Source organism: Pseudomonas tritici (genome assembly GCF_014268275.3).
In the GTDB taxonomy this organism is placed as follows: Bacteria; Pseudomonadota; Gammaproteobacteria; order Pseudomonadales; family Pseudomonadaceae; genus Aquipseudomonas; species Aquipseudomonas tritici.
The window spans coordinates 2,617,809-2,636,088 of sequence record NZ_CP077084.1; the positions used below are offsets into that span (position 1 = coordinate 2,617,809).

General features: G+C 60.5%; 15 protein-coding genes. 5 read left to right on the forward strand and 10 right to left on the reverse strand.

Annotation, left to right across the window (positions count from 1 at the left end):
- Nucleotides 1-29: 29 nt before the first annotated feature.
- Nucleotides 30-968 carry a LysR family transcriptional regulator gene (locus HU722_RS11765; RefSeq protein WP_065876265.1) on the reverse strand — a complete coding sequence of 313 codons (939 nt, stop codon included), beginning with the start codon at nucleotides 966-968 and terminating at the stop codon, nucleotides 30-32.
- Between the two features lie 109 nt (nucleotides 969-1,077).
- Between HU722_RS11765 and HU722_RS11770 the strand changes: the two genes are divergently transcribed.
- The 3 genes from HU722_RS11770 to HU722_RS11780 all read left to right on the forward strand — a co-directional run bounded on the left by HU722_RS11770 (nucleotide 1,078) and on the right by HU722_RS11780 (nucleotide 5,258).
- A complete protein-coding gene (locus HU722_RS11770) occupies nucleotides 1,078-2,577 on the forward strand; it encodes a CoA-acylating methylmalonate-semialdehyde dehydrogenase (protein WP_065910669.1) in 1,500 nt (499 codons plus the stop codon).
- Nucleotides 2,578-2,817: 240 nt separating this feature from the next.
- Complete coding sequence (locus HU722_RS11775) at nucleotides 2,818-3,756, forward strand: pectate lyase family protein (RefSeq protein ID WP_065946269.1); 939 nt, start codon at nucleotides 2,818-2,820, stop codon at nucleotides 3,754-3,756.
- Nucleotides 3,757-4,007: 251 nt separating this feature from the next.
- Nucleotides 4,008-5,258, forward strand: a complete 1,251-nt coding sequence (locus HU722_RS11780) for a glycoside hydrolase family 68 protein (protein WP_186753044.1) — start codon at nucleotides 4,008-4,010, stop codon at nucleotides 5,256-5,258.
- A gap of 251 nt (nucleotides 5,259-5,509) precedes the next feature.
- Here the strand turns inward: HU722_RS11780 and HU722_RS11785 are convergent, their stop codons facing one another.
- From HU722_RS11785 to xylA, 4 genes are all read right to left on the reverse strand, one after another.
- Nucleotides 5,510-6,646 (reverse strand): sugar ABC transporter permease, encoded by a 1,137-nt coding sequence (locus HU722_RS11785; protein ID WP_065881450.1) that lies wholly within the window; start codon nucleotides 6,644-6,646, stop codon nucleotides 5,510-5,512.
- Entirely contained in the window at nucleotides 6,647-8,191 is a 1,545-nt protein-coding gene (xylG, locus tag HU722_RS11790) for a D-xylose ABC transporter ATP-binding protein (RefSeq protein ID WP_175403056.1), read from the reverse strand.
- A 5-nt stretch (nucleotides 8,192-8,196) separates the two neighbouring features.
- Nucleotides 8,197-9,198 (reverse strand): D-xylose ABC transporter substrate-binding protein, encoded by a 1,002-nt coding sequence (gene xylF / locus HU722_RS11795; RefSeq protein ID WP_065876259.1) that lies wholly within the window; start codon nucleotides 9,196-9,198, stop codon nucleotides 8,197-8,199.
- A 101-nt stretch (nucleotides 9,199-9,299) separates the two neighbouring features.
- Complete coding sequence (gene xylA, locus HU722_RS11800) at nucleotides 9,300-10,616, reverse strand: xylose isomerase (protein WP_186753043.1); 1,317 nt, start codon at nucleotides 10,614-10,616, stop codon at nucleotides 9,300-9,302.
- A 139-nt stretch (nucleotides 10,617-10,755) separates the two neighbouring features.
- Here xylA and HU722_RS11805 point away from each other — a divergent pair, with 139 nt between their 5' ends.
- Nucleotides 10,756-11,928: a XylR family transcriptional regulator gene (locus tag HU722_RS11805; protein ID WP_065876257.1), complete on the forward strand. Its 1,173-nt coding sequence runs from the start codon at nucleotides 10,756-10,758 to the stop codon at nucleotides 11,926-11,928.
- A gap of 88 nt (nucleotides 11,929-12,016) precedes the next feature.
- Nucleotides 12,017-12,994 carry a sugar-binding transcriptional regulator gene (locus HU722_RS11810; protein WP_065876256.1) on the forward strand — a complete coding sequence of 326 codons (978 nt, stop codon included), beginning with the start codon at nucleotides 12,017-12,019 and terminating at the stop codon, nucleotides 12,992-12,994.
- A 185-nt stretch (nucleotides 12,995-13,179) separates the two neighbouring features.
- On the opposite strand, the gene dhaL is transcribed toward HU722_RS11810, so the two are convergent.
- The 5 genes from dhaL to HU722_RS11835 are packed head-to-tail and all read right to left on the reverse strand — an operon-like array spanning nucleotide 13,180 to nucleotide 18,103.
- Entirely contained in the window at nucleotides 13,180-13,827 is a 648-nt protein-coding gene (gene dhaL, locus HU722_RS11815) for a dihydroxyacetone kinase subunit DhaL (protein WP_065946271.1), read from the reverse strand.
- A 3-nt stretch (nucleotides 13,828-13,830) separates the two neighbouring features.
- Nucleotides 13,831-14,832 carry a dihydroxyacetone kinase subunit DhaK gene (locus HU722_RS11820; protein ID WP_065910666.1) on the reverse strand — a complete coding sequence of 334 codons (1,002 nt, stop codon included), beginning with the start codon at nucleotides 14,830-14,832 and terminating at the stop codon, nucleotides 13,831-13,833.
- A 36-nt stretch (nucleotides 14,833-14,868) separates the two neighbouring features.
- Complete coding sequence (locus HU722_RS11825) at nucleotides 14,869-15,627, reverse strand: SDR family oxidoreductase (protein WP_065876253.1); 759 nt, start codon at nucleotides 15,625-15,627, stop codon at nucleotides 14,869-14,871.
- A 14-nt stretch (nucleotides 15,628-15,641) separates the two neighbouring features.
- Nucleotides 15,642-16,619 carry an ABC transporter permease gene (locus tag HU722_RS11830; RefSeq protein WP_186753042.1) on the reverse strand — a complete coding sequence of 326 codons (978 nt, stop codon included), beginning with the start codon at nucleotides 16,617-16,619 and terminating at the stop codon, nucleotides 15,642-15,644.
- The gene (locus HU722_RS11835) at nucleotides 16,616-18,103 is read right to left on the reverse strand and encodes a sugar ABC transporter ATP-binding protein (RefSeq protein ID WP_065881446.1); all 1,488 of its coding nucleotides are present in this window, start codon (nucleotides 18,101-18,103) and stop codon (nucleotides 16,616-16,618) included. The genes HU722_RS11830 and HU722_RS11835 overlap by 4 nt, the downstream gene beginning before the upstream one ends.
- Nucleotides 18,104-18,280: the final 177 nt, after the last annotated feature.

Here is an 18,280-nt window from a genome sequence, read left to right on the forward strand (position 1 = left end):
TTTTGGTTCTGCTGAGCAAGAGGTAAACCTCACCTCGTAAATCGAAATCCACTCGACAGTTTGTCCTTCAGGTAGCCGACCAACACACTCACCGCCTTCGGCACATGCGGCGAATACGGCCGGATCAGGTAGATCTCATCAGCAAACGCGCCCTTGAGCACCCAGCCTTTGAGCACCTGCACCAATTTGCCGCTGGCCAGCGCGGCGTGAGCGCTGAAATCCGGGAGCAGGGCGATGCCCAGGTGGTTGAGCGCCGAGTCGCGCAAGGCTTCGCTGTTATTGGTGGCGAAGCTGCCGGAGATCGGCACGGTGAGGCGTTCGACGTTTTTAGTGCCGCGCTCGAAGGTCCAGGCGGGCTGGTCGGTGCCGCGCGGGTAGAACAGGCAGTTGTGCGCGGACAGGTCGCCGGGCTCGCGGGGTTCACCGTGGCGTTGCAGGTAATCCTGGGTGGCCACCAGCACCGAGCCGGTATCGCACAATTTCCACGCCACATGGGTTTCCGGCACCTGGAAACCGTGGCGCACGGCCAGGTCGTACCCTTCGGCGGCCAGAGAACTCAGGGCGTCCGACACATCCAGTTGGATGCGCACCTGCGGGTACTGTTGCAAAAACTCCGACAGATGCGGCACCAATTGCTGACGGGCAAACGCCACGGGCGCCGTCAGCCGCACCAGCCCGCGAATCTCTCCGACCGAGTCGCGCACAGACGAGAAGCTGCGGGCGATTTGCTCGTAGGCGCTGCGCACTTCACGGGTCAGCGACAACCCCGCATCGGTCAGCCTGACGCTGCGTGTGGTCCGCGTTACCAGCCGCGTCCCGGTAGCCTTTTCCAGGTCAGAAATGCGCTGGCTCACGGCGGACTTACTGACGCCCAGACGCGCGGCAGCGGCGGTGTAGGTGCCTTGTTCTTCCAGCACCGACAGCCAGTGAATATGGGTCCACAGCCCTTCGATCTCAGCTTTTTCCATAATTGTATTGTTCGCATTAATGGACAATAAGTTCTGGATTCTGCTCTGGTTTGGAACAAATCGAAAGCCTATCGTGTGTCCCAACGCTACCCACCTGGGATTTACTGCCATGACAACCACAATCGAGCACTACATCAACGACCAGCGCGTGAGCCGCGATGATCGCTATCAGGACGTCTACAACCCGGCCACCGGCGAAAAGACTGGCCGCGTCGCCTTGGCCAGCCGCCAAACTGTCTCCGAAGCCGTTGCCGCTGCCCAGGCTGCCTTCGCCGACTGGGCCGACACTCCGCCCATCCGCCGCGCCCGCGTGTTGTTCGAATACCTGCACCTGCTGCGTGCACGCAAGGATGACCTGGCGCGCATCATCGTCGCCGAGCACGGCAAGGTCTTTACCGACGCCCAGGGTGAAGTCGACCGTGGCATCGACATTCTCGAATTTGCCTGCGGCATTCCCAACCTGCTCAAGGGCGAACACTCCGACCAGGTTTCCCGTGGCATGGACAACTGGACGATGCGCCAACCGCTCGGCGTTGTGGCCGGTGTTACACCGTTCAACTTCCCGGTGATGGTGCCAATGTGGATGTACCCGATCGCCATCGCGGCGGGCAATACCTTCATCCTCAAGCCAAGCCCGACCGACCCAAGCGCGTCGCTTTTCATGGCCGAACTGCTGCGCGAAGCCGGCTTGCCCAAAGGCGTGTTCAACGTGGTGCAGGGCGACAAGGAATCGGTTGATGCGCTGATCGAACACCCGGACGTCAAGGCCGTGAGCTTCGTTGGCTCTACCCCGATTGCCCAATACATCTACGAGACCGGCGCGCGTAATGGCAAGCGCGTGCAAGGCCTGGGCGGCGCCAAAAACCACATGGTGGTGATGCCCGACGCGGATATCGAAAAAACCGTCGACGCCCTGATGGGTGCCGCCTACGGCAGTGCCGGCGAACGCTGCATGGCCATCTCCGTCGCCGTGCTGGTGGGTGATGTGGGTGACAAAGTCATCGCCGCCTTGACCGAGCGTGCCAAGCAACTGCGCATCACCGACGGACGCGACCTCAAGGCCGAAATGGGCCCGATCGTATCCCGCGCGGCGCTGGAGCGTATCAGCGGCTACATCGAACAAGGCGTACAGGCCGGCGCGCAACTGCTGCTCGACGGGCGCGACTACGTGCCCACCGAAGCGGGCCTGGAAAATGGCTTCTGGCTCGGCGCGACCTTGTTCGACCACGTGACCAAAGAGATGAGCATCTACCGCGAAGAAATCTTTGGCCCGGTGCTGGCGTGCGTGCGCGTAAATGACTTCGCCGAAGCGATCAAACTGGTCAACGACCACGAGTTCGGCAATGGCGTGAGCTGCTTCACCCGCGACGGCAATATCGCCCGCGAGTTTGCACGACGGATTGAAGTGGGCATGGTCGGCATCAACGTACCGATCCCGGTGCCGATGGCATGGCACGGGTTCGGCGGCTGGAAGAAGAGTCTGTTCGGCGACATGCATGCCTACGGCACTGAGGGCGTGCGCTTCTACACCAAGCAGAAGTCGATCATGCAGCGCTGGTCGGAGAGCATCGAGCAGGGCGCGGAGTTTGCGATGCCTGTGTCCAAGTAACGGCCAAAAGAACACAGCAGGGCAAATGTGGGAGGGGGCTTGCCCCCTCCCACATTTTTTGGCTGCGTAAGGGTTGACGATCCAGTGAATCGAGAATACTGTACATAAACACAGTTTTTAAGCGCTGATCGACCAACACCCGGCAACCTCAGTCCTGCCAAACACTGTGTGCAAGTTAACGGATTAACTTGATGCACAGGCTCGTCTTACCGAGCCATTTTATTGATAGAGAGGGAACTCATGTCCTATCCAGAAAGCAAACTCGCCGGTTTGACCGGTTTCGCCCAAGCGGCAAAAGTGACAGGTGGCTGGTCCGGCCCTGTGGTCAGTATCACCACACTCGATCAACTCAAGGCTAATATCGGCGATACCACCCCACGGGTACTGGTGATCAACAGTAATATCTCGGCGTCGAGCCTGACCAAAGTCAACATGGGCGCCAACAAGACCCTGATTGGCTCGTTCCAGAACCGCACCCTGGAGAATATTCACCTGCGTGCAACGGCGCAGTCGCAGAACATTATTCTGCAGAATCTTATCTTCAAGCATTCGGCAAATATCAAGGCCAATGACGATATTCAGGTCTACTTGAACTACGGCAGCAAGTATTGGATTGACCATTGCTCTTTCGTCGGGCACAGCTGGTCCATCACTGACGGCAGTGAAGATAAACTGCTGTATATCGGTGAAAAGGCCGATTATGCCACCATCAGCAACTGCTTCTTTGGCAGCCACAAGTATGGCCTGATCTTCGGCCACCCGGCCGATGATAATAAAGCAGAGTTCAATGGTTATCCGCGCCTGACGCTGTGCCATAACCGCTTCGACAACATGGAAGTGCGTGCGCCTGGCTTGATGCGTTACGGTTATTTTCATGTGTACAACAACTACATCAATAACTTCCACCTCGGTTTTACCCTGGCACAAAACGCCAATATCCTTTCTGAAAGTAACTACTTTGGCGAAGGCAGCCAAAATAAAGGCATGTTGGACGACAAAGGCACTGGCACGTTCACCGATACCAACAGTGTCCCGCCGATCACCAACCAGAAGTCGCCTAAAGCGCAATGGACGGCCCTTTCCAACTATGGCTATACCTTGAAGACCGCCGCACAAGCCAAGGACTTTACCCAGAAGAATGCCGGCGCCCAGTCGGTAGCCCTGATCTTTGGTAGTTGATTAGCTAGCTTTCTACTTAACGATCATTTAATACGGGTGCCACTGTATTTATATCAAGGATATAAATACAGTGATGGCCTTTGTAATCTAAATAATTCTTCATGTTGCGACAGGTAGGCTTCCATGTTAAACCTTATTTCGCACTTGCAGAGCCAACTATCTCTTGCTCTTTCAGCCACTATTAAGTTGTTGGCTGTCATGTGCTATTTAATCTTCGCTTGTCACTTAAGCGTCAGCAAAAGGACATCATCATGAAACACGCGAATCACACACCCACTCGCTGGACACGGGCCGATGCGCTGAAAGTTAATGAGAATGACCCGACGACGACACAGCCGTTAGTGAGTCCTGACTTTCCTGTCATGAGTGACACGGTCTTTATCTGGGACACCATGCCCTTGCGTGAACTGGATGGCACGGTGGTATCGGTCAATGGCTGGTCGGTGATCTTCACCCTGACCGCCGACCGTCGCCCCCATGATCCACAATTCATCAACGCCGATGGCCGCTACGACATCAAGCGCGATTGGGAAGACCGCCATGGCCATGCGCGTATCTGCTATTGGTACTCGCGCACCGGCAAGGACTGGATCTTCGGCGGCCGGGTCATGGCCGAAGGGGTTTCGCCGACCACGCGTGAATGGGCAGGCACACCGATCCTGCTGAATAACAACGGTGATATCGACCTGTACTACACCTGCGTCACACCGGGCGCCACCATTGCCAAAGTCAGGGGCCAAGTGGTTACGTCGGATACCGGCGTTACCCTGCAGGGCTTTGATCAGGTCAAATCACTGTTTGATGCCGACGGCATCTATTACCAAACCGAAGCGCAAAATTCGACCTGGAACTTTCGCGATCCCAGCCCCTTTATCGATCCCAAAGATGGCAAGTTGTACATGGTGTTTGAAGGCAACGTTGCCGGCGAGCGCGGGACTCACGAAGTGGGCCCGAATGAAATAGGCCTGGTGCCGCCAGGGCATGAAGATGTCGGCGGGGCACGTTATCAGGTTGGCTGCATCGGCATCGCCGTGGCCAGAGACCTTAACGGTGACGAGTGGGAAATTCTGCCGCCCCTGGTCACTGCCGTGGGGGTCAACGACCAGACCGAGCGTCCGCACTATGTGTTCCAGGACGACAAGTATTACCTGTTCACCATCAGCCACAAATTCACTTACGCGGACGGCGTGACCGGCCCGGATGGCGTTTATGGGTTTGTCAGTGATCACCTGTTTGGTCCCTATACGCTGATGAACGCTTCCGGTCTGGTGCTTGGCAATCCGCCTTCGCAGCCATTCCAGACGTATTCCCATTGCGTGATGCCCAATGGCCTGGTGACCTCGTTTATCGACAGCGTGCCCACCAGCGGCGATGACTACCGCATCGGCGGCACCGAAGCACCCACCGTGAGGATTGTATTGAAAGGCGATCGCTCGTTTGTGCAGGAGGCTTACGACTACGGTTACATCCCGGCGATGCGCGATGTTGTGTTGAGCCAGTAACTGACTAAAAAGCCACTCTTCGGAGTGGCTTTTTTACGCCTGTTTTTTATGCCTGCGCTGTTGATGGCTTCAGGCGCGCGAGGGTGGATCGCAGGCTCGCCATTGATTCCTGCAGGCACAAGGCGACAAAGATTGTCTAGGAAACGTCCTGCAATTAAACGCGACACGCCTTGCTGGCGCTTCTCAAACCATGACCAAATGCCGCTAACGCCACCTCTCAAATGTGGGAGCTTCGGTGTTTTTCCGGACCGTTACCGACGACCTGTCCGCGTACTCACATCCACCCACACCGCCAACACCAGAATGCTGCCCTTCACAATCATCTGCCAGTAACTGTCCACATCCAGCATCGACATGCCATTGTCCAGGCTGGTAATCACCAACGCGCCCAACAACGCGCCGTACACCGTGCCCGAGCCGCCACGCATGGACGTGCCGCCGATAAAGCACGCAGCGATGGCATCCAGCTCGCCCATATTCCCCGCCGACGGCGAACCGGCAGCGAGGCGGGCGGTGTTGACCAGGCCGGCGAGGGCGCACATCACGCCCATGATGCCGAAGATCCACAGCTTCACCGCCTGCACGTTGATGCCCGACAGGCGCGTGGCTTCCATGTTGCTGCCCACCGCGTAGACGCGGCGGCCGAACACGGTCTGGCTGGTGACGTAGCTGAATACGCCCAGAAGCACGAGCAGAAGTAAGACGGGGACGGGAATGCCGTCGTAACTGTTGAGCGTGGTGACAAACCCGGCCAGCACGGCGCCGATAAGTACCACGCGCACCAGGTCACGCACGAGGGAATGTGCCGCAAGACCATGCAGCGCGCGATTGCGTCGTTGTTTCCACGTGAGGAACAGCGTCAGTGCAAACAACAAGACGCCGAGCCCAATACCCACCGAATGCGGCAGATACCCCTGGCCCACATACACCAGCGACGGCGAAACCGGCGCAATGGTGGTACCGCCCGTGATCCCCAGCAGAATCCCGCGAAATGCCAGCATCCCACCCAAGCCAACGATAAACGAAGGAATCCGCAGGTACGCGGTCATGTAGCCGTTCGCCAGGCCGATCATCAGCCCACACAACGCCACCAGGCTCAGGTTGGCCAGCAGCGGCACGTGATAAACCACATCGAGGATCGCCGCCAACCCGCCCAGCAACCCGAGCAATGACCCCACTGACAAATCGATCTCGCCGCTGATGATCACCAGCACCATGCCGCACGCCAATATCCCGGTGATCGACATCTGCCGCAGCAGGTTGGACAGGTTACGTGGTGTGAGAAACCCGCCCTCGGTCTGCCAGCTGAAAAACAGCCAGATCACCGCCACGGCGATCACCAGGGCGAGCATTTTGTAGCGGGTAAACAGCTGTTTGAGCTGATTCATCTACGCGGTCTTCCGATCATTATTGTTATGGCTGAGCGCAGCCGCGAGCACCTGTTCCTGGGTGAGGCCGTTGTTGACGAAGTCACCGCGCAGCTGGCCTTCGCCGATCACCAGCACGCGGTCGGAGACCCCGAGTACTTCGGCCAGCTCCGAGGACACCATGATAATTGACACCCCTTCGGCCGCCAGGGCGTTCATCAACTTGTAGATCTCATATTTGGCGCCCACGTCCACGCCGCGCGTGGGTTCGTCGAGGATCAACACCTTGGGTTTGGCCATCAGCATTTTCGCCAGCACGGCCTTTTGCTGATTACCCCCGGACAGGCTGGTGATCGGCAAAAACGGGCTGGAGGTCTTCAGGTGCATGCGTGCGATCTGCTGGTCGATGCTGCCCAGTTCGGCTTCGGCATCGATACGCGTCATGTGCGCATAGGTATCGAGCACCGCCAGGGTGATGTTCTGGCCCACGCCCAGGTCGGGAATGATGCCCTGGCGCTTGCGGTCCTCGGGCACCATGCACAGCCCGGCGCGGATGGATTTGAGCGGCGTGCGTGTGTCGATCACCTGGCCGTCCAACCACACCTCGGCGCTGTAGCGCCCTGGGTAGGCGCCGAACAGTGCCGACACCAGTTCCGTACGCCCGGCGCCCACCAACCCGGCAATGCCGAGGATTTCCCCGCGTTTGAGCACGAAGGAAATGTCGTCCACACGCTTGCGCTTGGGGTTGTCGACGTCATAGCAGGTGACGTTGCGCGCCTCGAAAATCACCTCGCCTACGTCATGCGGCTCGGTGGGGTAGAGGTTGCTCATCTCGCGGCCGACCATTTGGGTGATGATCTGCGCGATGTCCATGTCGGCCATGGCCGTGGTCGCGATGTGCTTGCCATCGCGGATCACCGCAATGGTGTCGCACACCGCCGCCACTTCATCGAGCTTGTGGGAGATGTACACGCAGGCCACGCCCTTGGCCTTGAGGCCGCGGATGATGTCCAGCAGTACTTCGATTTCAGAGCGCGTCAGGGCCGAGGAGGGCTCATCGAGAATCAACAGGCGCGCCTGTTTATTCAGGGCCTTGGCGATTTCCACCAGTTGCTGGTAGCCGCCGCCGTACTGCGACACCGGCAGCGCGACGTTCATGTCCGGTACCTTGAGCTCACGCATCAAGGCTTCGGCGCGGTGGATCATCGCCGGGTAGTTCATGCGCCCACCCGGCAAGGTCATTTCGTGGCCCATGAAGATGTTTTCGGCCACCGACAAGTCAGGCACCAGGGTCAGTTCCTGGTGAATGATCACGATCCCCGCCGCCTCGGTCTCGCTGATTGACTGAGCCTCGAGCGGCTGCCCGTCCCAGAGGATTTCACCGTCCCAGGTGCCGTACGGATAAACCGCCGACAGCACCTTCATCAGGGTTGATTTACCGGCGCCGTTCTCGCCGCACAGGCCGACGCATTCCCCCGGCCGTACCTTGATGTCGATGCCGTTGAGGGCGTTGACACCGCCAAAGGTTTTGACGATGCCGTTCATTTGCAGCAGGTAGTCGGACATGGCGGTCACTGCCCGGCAATCTGCTCTTTGGTATAGAACCCGTCTTTCTCCAACAGATCGATATTGGCTTTGGTCAGCGGGGTAGGCGTGAGCAGGATGGTGTCGACCTTCTTGCTGCCGTTGTCGTACTGCGAGCTGTAGGTCGGCTTCTCGTTACGCGCCAGTTGCACCGAGAGCTTGGCGGCTTCGGTGGCGATCAGCTTGAGCGGCTTGTACACGGTCATGGTTTGGGTGCCGTCGATCACACGCTTGATCGCGGCCAGGTCGGCGTCTTGCCCGGAGATCGGCACCTTGCCTGCCAGTTTCTGCGCGGCCAGGGCCTGGATTGCACCGCCGGCGGTGGCGTCGTTGGAAGCCACGATGGCGTCGATCTTGTTGTTGTTCCGGGTCAGGGCGTTTTCGACGATGCTCAGGGCTTCAGTGGGGTTCCATTCTTTCACCCACTGCTGCCCGACAATCTTGATGTCGCCCTTGTCGATGGCCGGTTGCAGCACCTTCATCTGGCCTTCGCGCAGCACTTTGGCGTTGTTGTCGGTGGGCGCTCCGCCGAGCAGGAAGTAGTTGCCCTTGGGCGCCGCTTGCAACACGCCGCTGGCCTGCATTTCGCCGACCTTTTCGTTATCGAAGGAGATGTAGGCGTCGATGTCAGCGTTAAGGATCAGGCGGTCATACGACACCACTTTGATCCCGGCTTTCTTGGCTTCGGCGACGGCGTTGGTGAGGACGGTAGCGTTGAAGGGCACGATGACGATCACGTCGACACCCCGGGAGATCAGGTTTTCGATCTGGGAAATCTGCTTCTGCTCGTTGGCATCGGCGGACTGGACGAAGACCTTGGCATCGAGTTTTTCTGCCGCCGCGACGAAGTAATCACGGTCACGGGACCAGCGCTCCAGGCGCAGGTCATCGATGGAAAAACCGATTTTCGGGTGGGCTGAGTCGGCCATGACCGGCAGGGCGAGCAGGGCCAGGGCAGTGGCGAGCAGGGTACGTTTGAATGACTTCATGGTGGTGCGTCCTTTTATTGTTGTTGGAAAGACACAGCGTGATGCGGGTAAAACTGTAGAGCGTCCTTCGACGCTCTGTGCAGAGATTTGTCGCGCAAATGTCACCGGTAGATAAAGCGATTCACGACACCTTCAAGCATCTCCTGGCGACCACTCACGGCCTGTGGGTTCAGTTCATGGGCAAACGCATGTTCAGCCAGCGACTCCAGGCTGAATTCTCCCGCCAGCACGGCCTGGCCCAACGGTTGCTGCCAACCGGCGTAGCGCTGGTCCTTGAACTGCTGCAATCGATCGTTCTCGACCATAGCCGCCGCGCGTTCCAGGGCCAGGGCCAATACATCCATGGCGGCTACATGCCCATGGAACAGGTCCACATCGTCCAGGCTCTGGCGGCGCACTTTGGAGTCAAAGTTATAGCCGCCGTTCTTGAACCCGCCAGCCTTGAGGATTTCATAGGTGGCGAGGGTCATCTCCTCGACGCTGTTGGGGAACTGGTCGGTGTCCCAGCCGTTCTGCGGGTCGCCGCGGTTGGCGTCGATGCTGCCGAAGATGCCCAGGGACACGGCGGTGGCAATTTCATGGTGAAAGCTGTGCCCGGCCAGGGTCGCGTGGTTGGCCTCGATATTCACCTTGATCTCATGCTCCAGCCCGTATTCATGCAGGAAGCCGAACACGGTGGCGCTGTCGTAATCGTATTGGTGCTTGGTCGGCTCCTGGGGCTTGGGCTCGATCAGCAGGTCGCCTTTGAAGCCGATCTTGTGCTTGTGCTCCACGACCATGCGCATAAAGCGTCCAAGCTGCTCGCGCTCACGTTTCAGGTCGGTATTGAGCAGTGTTTCGTAACCTTCACGGCCGCCCCACAGCACATAGTTGGAACCCTTGAGCCGCAAGGTCGCATTCATGGCGCTGAACACTTGGGCGGCGGCGTAGGCAAACACCTCCGGATCCGGGTTACTGGCAGCGCCGGCGGCAAAGCGTGGGTTGCTGAAGCAATTGGCGGTGCCCCACAGCAGCTTGATCCCTGTCTGTTCCTGGTGACGCTCCAAGTGATCGACCATCTGCGCAAAGTGGTGGCGGTATTCCTTGAGCGAACTGCCTTCGGGGGCGACGTCCGTGTCGTGAAAGCTGTAGTAGTCGATGCCCAGCTTGGAGAAAAACTCAAACGCTGCGTCCGCCTTGCCGATGGCCAGTTCCATTGGGTCGCCGTTGCGCTGCCATGGCCGTTTGAAGGTGCCGACGCCAAACATGTCCGCCCCTGGCCACACGAAGGTGTGCCAATAGCACGCAGCCATGCGCAGGTGCTCGCGCATGGGTTTACCGAGGATGATTTTGTTGGCGTCGTAATGGCGAAAGGCGAGGGGGGCATCGCTGCTGGGGCCTTCGAAGCGAACCTTCTCGACACCGGGGAAGTACGGCATGGCGTTTTCCTTATTGTTCTTGGCGGTGTCCCGATACTAGCAACGGCGGTGGGGCTGCCGATTATGAAAATCACCAAGGGAGGGTGCGATTTTGAGTGGCAGGGGCTAGTCTGTGTCCACCGGCCCCAGGATAAAAACAATGAAAACCCTACCGCCCGTGCACCGCATCGCCTTGCTCTTCAACGGCAGCAAAATCTATGACCGCGGCATCATCGCCGGCATTGGCAACTACCTGAGCAGCACCCGCGCGTCCTGGGATTTGTTCCTCGAAGAAGACTTTCTGTGCCGCCTCAAAGGCATTGAGCGCTGGCAGGGCGACGGCATCATTGCCGACTTCGACGACCCGCTGATCGGCGAAGCGCTGGCCGGGAGCAAGGTGCCGGTGGTGGCGGTGGGAGGCTCCTATGAGGATGCGCGCGCCTACCCCAAGGGCATTCCCTACGTGGCCACGGACAACGATGCCTTGATGAAGATGGCGTACGCGCACCTGATCGAGGCTGGCCTGACCCGCTTTGCCTGTTTCAGCCTGCCCGAAGCCCAGGCCAATCGCTGGGCCCAGGAACGGGAAAAAGCTTTCAAGCGTTTGATGCAACGGGATGGTTTGCCGGTGCAGATCTATCGCGGCCTGGGCACCAGCGCGCCACTGTGGGACAGCGCGGTTGAGCAGCAAATCGCCTGGCTGCAAAGCCTGCCCAAGCCCATCGGTATCATCGCTGTCACCGACGCCCGCGCCCGGCAACTGCTGCAAGCCTGTCTCACCGCCGGCATCGCGGTGCCGGAAGAAGTGGCACTGATCGGCATCGACAACGACCCGCTGACCCGCACCCTCACACGCGTACCATTGAGTTCGGTGATCCAGGGCACCGAAACCATGGGCCGCACCGCCGCTGCCCTGTTGCATCAGATGCTGCACGGCAAGCCCTGCGAGGGCACGCAGGTGCTGGTGCCGCCGGATGCGATCAACGTGCAGGCATCCAGCCTGCATCAGCCGTTGGGGAACCCCTACGTGATGCAGGCGCTGCTGTTTATCCGCCAATACGCCTGCCAGGGCATCAAGACTGCCCAGGTAGCGGCCTATGTCGGCGTGTCGCGTTCATCGTTGGAGTCGCACTTTCGCAAGGCGCGCGGCTGCAGCGTGCATGACGAGATCCTGCGCTTCAAGCTCGCCAACGCCGCCAAGGGCCTGCAGGGCAACCACCTGGCGATTGCCGATATCGCCCAGCAATGCGGCTTCAAATCCGCGCAGTACCTGCACACCGTGTTCCGTCGCGAGTTCGGCTGTACGCCACGCGAATACCAGCAGAGTCATTAGAAACTTTGCCGGCCAGGCCTATTCGCTGCTGGACTTGCACCGTACAGACTAGGGAGAATGGTTTTTTGTGGCGTAAATGGAAGCTCCCATGACCGACAGTGCCCAGCGTGCCGCCAGCGACATCGACCTGATGACCGAAGTGGCCATGCTTTATTACCTCGACAACATCACTCAGGAAGCCATTGCCAAGCGCTTCGACCTGTCTCGGGTCAAGGTCAGCCGGTTGCTCAAGCGCGCCCGTGATGAAGGGGTGGTGGAGGTGCGGGTGTTGCAACACCCGGCGCTGAACACTGAGCTGGAGCAGGCGCTGGTCGAGCGCTTCCAGCTGGACCGCGCGTTGATCGCGGTCGACCACGGCGACCCCGACACCCAGCGTTCGGCCGTCGCCAGCCTGGTCGCCAACTACCTGAATAAAACCCTCAGTGACGGCATGATCATCGCCGTCGGCATGGGCCGCAATGTCGGCGCGGTGGCCGACAATGTGTTCCTGCCGGTGACGCGCAACTGCACCTTTGTGTGTGCGATTGGCGGCTCGCTCAAGGCCGGCGAATACATGAACCCCGACCATATCTGCCGGCGCCTGGCCCTGCGCTTCGGCGCCGAGAGCGAAACCCTGTACGCACCGGCCCTGGTGGCCAACCCGGAACTGCGCAGTGCGCTGATCAACAACGACACCGTACGCTCGACCCTCGACCGCGCGCGGCGCGCCGATATCGCCTTGATTGGCATCGGTGACATGAGCGAGAACAGCAACATGGTGCGCATGGGCTGGTTCTCGCCCCAGGAAATTGCCCAGGCCCGCGTATCCGGTACGGTCGGCGACATGATGGGCTACGACTTCATCGACATCCACGGCCAGCCGGCGGTCAACGCCATGCAGGGCAGGGTGATTGGCTTGTCGGTGCAGGAACTGGTGCGTATTCCGGATGTAGTGGCGATTGCCAGCGAGAACACCAAGGCGGCGGCGACCCTCGGCGCGTTGCGTTCCGGGGTGATCAACACCCTGGCGACGACCGTGTCGAATGCCTACACGATCCTCGCCCTGGATGATGCGACGCGCCGTTAGGTGCATAGGAGCGCAGCCTTGGCGGGTGCGTCGGATCTTCGCTCCCACAAGGATGGGGGGTGTGCTCAGTTGACCGGCCAGGCGCAGAACCCAATGTGGGATCTGGCTTGCCTGCGATAGCGATGGGGCAGCCAGCATTTATGCCAACTGACACACCGCCTTCGCGAGCAAGCCCGCTCCCACAATTACACCACCAGTCGCGCCTCCACCGAATCGGCGAGGTTGGTGAGGATCAGGCAGCAAGACACCGCGCCTGCGTCCAATACTCCCAGCGAACGTTCGCCCAGACGGCTGGCGCGGCCGATTTTTGCCACCAGGTCGCGGGTAGAATCGCGGCCCTGGGAGGCCGCATTTTTCATCTGGCGCAAGGCTTCGGCAAACGAAGCGCCGCTGGCTTCGGCCCGTTCAAAGGCCTCCACGGCCGGAATCAACGTGTCCATCAAACACTTGTCGCCCACCCCCGCATCGCTGATGTCTTGCAGTGACGTGAGGCCGCCGCGCAGCAGCCTGGCGAAACTCGCCGCGTCAATGCTGTCGCGGCCGCGCACTTCGTCGGCCATGCCGATAAACAGGCTGCCGTAGAGCGGGCCCATGGAGCCGCCGATGCCCTCCATCAGCGCCAGGGTCAGTTCGTCCAGCGCCTCGGCCAGCGACAGTTCGCGCCCTTCCAGGGTCTTGCCGCAGCGCGAGAACCCCTTGGCCATGTTGATGCCGTGGTCGCCGTCGCCGATGGCGCCGTCCACTTCGCTGAGGTATTCGCGGTTGGCAACGATGATCGACACCAGGTTGGTGACGATGGCGCTACCGGTGTTGCTCAGGAAATGCTCGCTCATGCTTCACTCCGACTGTGTCATGCCGATGGAGCGGCAGGGTTGGTCGATCAGGGTGGTCAGCTCGGCATCGAGGCCGAGCAGGGTCAGGGTCACGCCCATCATTTCCAGCGAGGTAAAGTAATTGCCTACGTAGCAGCGGTGAATGCGCAGACCCTTGGCACGCAGTTGCTGCGCGACCTCGGCGTAGAAAATGTACAACTCCATCACTGGCGTGGCGCCCAGGCCCGAGACCAGCACCACGACGCTGTCGTCTGCGCTGAAGTCGCGGTCGGCCAGGATCGGCGCGAGCATGCGTTTAGCCATGGCGGCCGCGGATTCCACCGGCACCACTTCGATGCCGGGTTCGCCGTGGTGGCCTATGCCCAGTTCCATTTTGCCGCTTTCGATCTGGAAGTTGGGTTTGCCGACTGCCGCAATGGTGCAGGGCGTAAGGCCCACGCCGATGGAGCGGCACCGGTCCACGGCTTTCTGGGCCACGCGGATCACGCCGTCGAGGTCGTAGCCCTGGGCAGCGGCGGCTCCGCCGATCTTCCACATGAAAATCTCACCGGCCACGCCGCGCCGCTTGGCGATATCCGCCGCAGGGGCAGAGGCCACGTCATCGTTGGCGACCACGGTGCGGATGTTCATCTCTTTGCTGGCGGCCATTTTCATCGCCAGCTTCACGTTCATATTGTCGCCGGCATAGTTGCCGTACAGGCAGGCCACGCCCGCGCCCTGGTCCGCGGCGCGGAAGGCATCGAAGAAGCTTTTGGCGGTGGGTGAGGAGAAAATCTCGCCGACCGCCACCGCATCCACCAGGCCAGGGCCGACATAGCCGAGAAACGCCGGCTCATGGCCCGAGCCGCCGCCGGTAACAATGCCCACCTGGCCGGCCGGTGACGTTTTACGTTTGCGGATGACCCGTGGATTGCTCTCGTACTGCACCAGCTCCGGGTGCGCCACGAGAATGCCCGCGAGCATGTCCTCGACCACCAGGTCTGGGTCGTTTATCACTCGATTCATGCGCTGTTTCCTTATTCTTATTCGTGAGCAAGCGGATTACTGAATGCTGTAGCCGCCGTCGATCACCACGTTCTCGCCGGTGATCATCTTGGCTGCGTCGCTGACCAGGTAGAGCACCAGGCCGGCGATTTCTTCCGGCTGAGCGAAGCGCCCCACCGGGATCTGCAATTTGGCGCGCTCGCCCAGTTCACCGGCCCAGGCCTTCTTGCCCAAGGCTGTTTCGACGATGGTTGGCGACACGGCGTTGACGTTGATGCCGTGGGGCGCCCATTCCATGGCTAACACCTTGGTCATGCCGACCACGGCGGCCTTGCTGGCGCAGTAGGCCACATGGCGATCCAGCCCGATCACGGCGGCCTGGGAAGCGAGGTTGACGATGCGCCCGCCGCCGCTTTCGATCATGTGCCGGGCACAGGCCTGGGCCACGAAGAAGCTGGCCTTGAGGTTGATGTCGAGGGTGGTGTCCCAGGCGTTTTCGCTGACCTCCAGCGCCTTGTCCAGCAGCGCAACGCCGGCGCTGTTGACCAGGTAATCGATACGCCCGAGCGCGGCGGCAGCCTGGTCGACGGTGGCCTGTACCGAGTCGAGCTGGCGCAGGTCGACCACCAGGCCCAGGTGGCCGGCGCCGAGGCTGGCGGCGACATCCACCACCGCCGGGTCGCGATCCAGCAGGGCCACCCTGGCACCTCGTTCCACCAATAAGTTGGCACAGGCCAGGCCGATACCGGCCGCGCCCCCGGTGATCACGGCGCAACGGCCGGTGAGGTCGAACGCCTGGTTCCAGAAATTGGACATTGCACACACTCCCCTTAGCGTTTTTTCTTGCGCCAGACATCGATCAACACGGCGAGCACGATGATCAACCCCTTGGCCACTTGTTGGTAATACGACGACACCCCGAGCAGGTTCAAGCCGTTGTTGATCACGCCGATCAACAGCGCGCCGAACAGCGTGCCGACGATACTGCCGGTGCCGCCGGACAGGCTGGTACCGCCGATCACCACGGCGGCAATCGCGTCCAGCTCATACGACACGCCTGCCTGGGGCAACGCCGAGGTGGTGCGCGCAGCCAGCACCACACCCGCCAGGCCCGCCAGCAGGCCGGAAATCACATACACCGAGAACGTCACCTTGCGCACGCCGATGCCGGAGGTGCGTGCGCTTTTTTCATTGCCGCCCACGGCGTACACGTAGCGGCCATAGGTGGTGTAGCGCAGCACCATCCAGAAAATCAGCGCGACCACCGCAAAGATAATGATTGGTACGCCAATGGGCCCGAACTTGCCGATACCCATGGCGAGGAAGCTGTCGGGCAGGTCGGTGACGGGACTGCCGTCGTTCAGAATAAAGGTCATGCCCCGCGCCACGCTGAGCATGCCAAGCGTGGCGACAAACGGCGGGATGCTCAGGTTGGCGACCATAAAGCCATTGACCACACCCAGCATGGCCCCGGCAAACATCCCCGCACTCACCGCTGCCAGCAGGCCATAGCCCTGGGTGGCGACCAGCGCGCTGCACAAGCCGGCAAACGCCAGGATCGAACCCACCGACAGGTCGATGCCCTTGGTCAGGATCACGTAGGTCATGCCCACGGCGAGGATGCCGTTGATTGAGGTCTGGCGCAGGATGTCCATCCAGTTGCGCCACGTCATGAAGTACTCGCTGGAAAACGCCATCACCACGCACAACAGGATAAACACCAGCGGCAGGCCGAAGCGGTCCAGGGATAGGCGCAGGCGATTGCGCGGCGCGGCGGTCACGGGTGCAGCAAGGACTTTGCTATTCATGAGGCAAGACTCAACAAGGCTTCCTGGGAGAGGGCGGTGTCGGTGCTGACGGTCACCAGGCGGCCGCCCTTGAATACCGCGATGCGATCACTCAGATGCAGCAGCTCCGGCGCTTCGGACGAGACCACGATGGCCGCGCCGCCGGCACGCACAAATTCATCGAGCAGGTGATAGATCTCCTGCTTGGCGCCCTCGTCGATGCCGCGCGTGGGTTCATCGCAAAGCAGGCAGATCGGCTGGGTCGACAGGCATTTGGCGAGCACCACCTTTTGCTGGTTGCCGCCGCTCATGGATTCCACCGGCAGGTCCAGGGACGAGACCTTGATCTGCAGGCGCTTGACCATGCTTTGCGCCAGGGCTTGCTCCTTGCGTGCGTTGATCACCGACCAGCTCGACAGCTGCTTGTAGGCCGACAGCGCGATATTCGCGAGGATGCTGGCGCTGAGCACCAGGCCACTGTCTTTGCGGTCTTCGGTGACCAGTGACATGCCGGCGCGAATCGTCGCGGCCGGGGTGCCGGTGGGCAGGGGTTGGCCTTGCAGGGTGGCACTGCCGGCGTCGGGCACGGTGAGGCCATACAGGCAGTTGAGGAACTCACTGCGGCCCGAGCCCATCAGCCCGTAGATACCGAGGATTTCGCCTTGGCGCAGTTGCAGGCTGATGTCCTGGAATTCGCCGTTGCGGCTCAGGCCGTTGACGTCCAGGCAGGTGGCGGCGGCGCATTCGCGGCCGGCTTTGTGGTCGATGCGTTGCAGCTCCTGGCCGACGATACCGCGTACCAGATGAGCGCGGTCGATATCGGCCATGCGCCCGCTTTCGACAAAGGCGCCGTCGCGAAAGATGCTGTAGTCGTCGGCGATCTGCGCCAGTTCGCTGAGGCGGTGAGACACATAAATGATGCCGGCACCGCGCTCGGTGAGGCGGCGGATGGCCTTGAACAGGGTTTGCGCCTCGTGTTCGCCGATGGCCGAAGTGGGCTCGTCCATGATCATCACCTGGCAGTCATGGCTGAAGGCTTTGGCAATTTCCACCAGTTGGATCTGCGCCACGCTCAAGCGGTGCATCGGGCTGGTGGCATCCACGTCGAATTCGAGGCTTTGCAGGAGTTCGCGGGTGCGCCGGTTGAGCGCCTTGCTGTCGACAATGCAGCCGGCGCGCCGCGGCTCGCGACCCAGCCAGATGTTCTCGGCGACGGTCATGTAGGGAATCGGTTCCAGCTCCTGGGTGATCATCGCCACGCCGGCGGCGAGTGCCGCGCTGGGGCGATCGAACTGCACCGGCTGGCCGTTGAGCAGGATGCTGCCGGCGTCGCGCCCGGTGATGCCCATCAAGATACTGAGAAAAGTCGATTTGCCGGCACCATTGCCGCCGCACAGCGCGTGCACGCTGCCGGCACGCAGGGAGAGGCGCCCGTCGCGCAGGGCCGGAACCCCCGCGTAGGCTTTGGAAACGTGTTCAGCGTGGAGCAGTAATGGCGGGGCCATTGGTGTGTCCTCTTGCTGATTTTCTTATTAGGTGTTTTATCCAGTAGCCTGATCATATGATCGGATAGTGATCATATGTTTAAACTGCTTGAGTCGGTTTTGTCAATGGCTCGGTACAACGTCTTCCAGTGCTATGGCAGTTTTGAACGGTTTGATCACTTAAATAAGCCTTGACAC

Bases quoted from the DNA above. Each gene is read 5' to 3' on its own strand.
- HU722_RS11765 (WP_065876265.1), bottom strand. From the start codon at position 968: ATGGAAAAAGCTGAGATCGAAGGGCTGTGGACCCATATTCACTGGCTG.
- HU722_RS11770 (WP_065910669.1), top strand. From the start codon at position 1,078: ATGACAACCACAATCGAGCACTACATCAACGACCAGCGCGTGAGCCGC.
- HU722_RS11775 (WP_065946269.1), top strand. From the start codon at position 2,818: ATGTCCTATCCAGAAAGCAAACTCGCCGGTTTGACCGGTTTCGCCCAA.
- HU722_RS11780 (WP_186753044.1), top strand. From the start codon at position 4,008: ATGAAACACGCGAATCACACACCCACTCGCTGGACACGGGCCGATGCG.
- HU722_RS11785 (WP_065881450.1), bottom strand. From the start codon at position 6,646: ATGAATCAGCTCAAACAGCTGTTTACCCGCTACAAAATGCTCGCCCTG.
- xylG (WP_175403056.1), bottom strand. From the start codon at position 8,191: ATGTCCGACTACCTGCTGCAAATGAACGGCATCGTCAAAACCTTTGGC.
- xylF (WP_065876259.1), bottom strand. From the start codon at position 9,198: ATGAAGTCATTCAAACGTACCCTGCTCGCCACTGCCCTGGCCCTGCTC.
- xylA (WP_186753043.1), bottom strand. From the start codon at position 10,616: ATGCCGTACTTCCCCGGTGTCGAGAAGGTTCGCTTCGAAGGCCCCAGC.
- HU722_RS11805 (WP_065876257.1), top strand. From the start codon at position 10,756: ATGAAAACCCTACCGCCCGTGCACCGCATCGCCTTGCTCTTCAACGGC.
- HU722_RS11810 (WP_065876256.1), top strand. From the start codon at position 12,017: ATGACCGACAGTGCCCAGCGTGCCGCCAGCGACATCGACCTGATGACC.
- dhaL (WP_065946271.1), bottom strand. From the start codon at position 13,827: ATGAGCGAGCATTTCCTGAGCAACACCGGTAGCGCCATCGTCACCAAC.
- HU722_RS11820 (WP_065910666.1), bottom strand. From the start codon at position 14,832: ATGAATCGAGTGATAAACGACCCAGACCTGGTGGTCGAGGACATGCTC.
- HU722_RS11825 (WP_065876253.1), bottom strand. From the start codon at position 15,627: ATGTCCAATTTCTGGAACCAGGCGTTCGACCTCACCGGCCGTTGCGCC.
- HU722_RS11830 (WP_186753042.1), bottom strand. From the start codon at position 16,619: ATGAATAGCAAAGTCCTTGCTGCACCCGTGACCGCCGCGCCGCGCAAT.
- HU722_RS11835 (WP_065881446.1), bottom strand. From the start codon at position 18,103: ATGGCCCCGCCATTACTGCTCCACGCTGAACACGTTTCCAAAGCCTAC.